The sequence below is a fragment of the Xanthomonas codiaei genome (genome assembly GCF_002939785.1).
GTDB lineage: Bacteria > Pseudomonadota > Gammaproteobacteria > Xanthomonadales > Xanthomonadaceae > Xanthomonas > Xanthomonas codiaei.
The window spans coordinates 1-349 of the sequence record NZ_MDEC01000088.1 but is presented as its reverse complement, the minus strand read 5'-3'; the positions used below and the strand labels follow the sequence as shown (position 1 = coordinate 349).

The 349-nt window shown below is 59.9% G+C and carries 1 protein-coding gene; it reads right to left on the bottom strand.

Annotation, left to right across the window (positions count from 1 at the left end):
* Positions 1-349: transposase (locus XcodCFBP4690_RS22160; protein WP_146092046.1), on the bottom strand; the 349-nt coding region annotated here is incomplete at both ends.

The window sequence follows — 349 nt, the reverse complement described above, 5'->3', positions numbered from 1 at the left end:
TGGCGGCGATGAAGAATACTGCTTGGCAGTCCCGCAGTTCTTGGCGTTTGTCCGCCCCGGTATAGCCACTGTCGCCGAACACGCTGTCTTCCTTGCCATGCAGTAATGCGTGCGTCACCGTGACATCGGCGACATTGGCCGCTGTGCAATGGACATGGTGTACCAGCCCGGAAAACTCATCCACGCCGATGTGCGCCTTCATCCCAAAATACCACTGATTTCCCTTCCTGGTCTGATGCATCTCAGGGTCGCGCGCATGGTCGGCGTTCTTGGTCGAACTGGGCGCAGCGATCAGCGTCGCATCGACGATCGTGCCCGACCGCAGGCTCTGACCCTTGCGCGCCAGATG